This is a genomic window from Caulobacter sp. 17J65-9 (assembly GCF_010975005.1).
Taxonomy (GTDB): Bacteria; Pseudomonadota; Alphaproteobacteria; order Caulobacterales; family Caulobacteraceae; genus 17J80-11.
In genome coordinates this window covers 1-685 of sequence record NZ_JAAIVC010000341.1, presented here as the reverse complement: position 1 = coordinate 685, position 685 = coordinate 1, and the positions used below count along the sequence as shown (strand labels likewise).

The window sequence follows — 685 nt, the reverse complement described above, 5'->3', positions numbered from 1 at the left end:
GCGCCTCGCGCCGCGCGGCGTCGGACAGGCAGGGCGCGGCCTCGGCCGCCCGGCGAAGCGCCTCGGCGGTTCGGGCCGGCGACAGGCCCAGCGTCCGGCGCACCAGACCGCTCTTCAGCGCCGCCGCCTTGACCCGGCTGCGCAGGCTGGGCGCCCGCACCGGCGCGTCGGCGCGCGCCTCGTATTCGCGCCAGGCCTGATCGGCGTCGACGCGCACGCGCCGGTTAAGTTCGCCCAGCCGCGGTCGGCCGAACCGCACCCAGGCCTCGGCCGAGGGCGGCGGCACGACCAGCGGCTCGAGCGCCACGCCCACCGAGGCGCACCAGTCGGTCCATTTGAACGCCGAGAAGTTGCCGCTGGTCGCCAGCGGCAACCAGGGCACGCCGAAGGCGTCGGCGACGATCGCCCCGTGCAGCGACTCGGTCAGCACCAGCCGCGCGCGGCTCAGGCGCCGGCACACCGCCAGCGGATCGGCGTGGGCCGGGCTGAGCAGCTCGAGGCCGGCCAGGGCGCAAGCCTCCGGCCAGCCGGGAAAGTCCAGGCTCTCCCAGTGCGGGACCACCACGACGTCACCGCCGCCGGCCGCCGGCGGCTCGTCGGCGAGCAGGCGCGGGACCAGCACCGCGCCGTCGGTCAGGGCCACGTGCGGCTCGGCCCCGAGCGCGCGCGCCGACAGCGGACCGCG

General features: G+C 78.1%; 1 protein-coding gene. It reads right to left on the bottom strand.

The window, feature by feature from the left end:
* The coding region (locus tag G3573_RS21825) for a polysaccharide pyruvyl transferase family protein (protein ID WP_163263704.1) at positions 1–685 on the bottom strand (685 nt) is incomplete at both ends.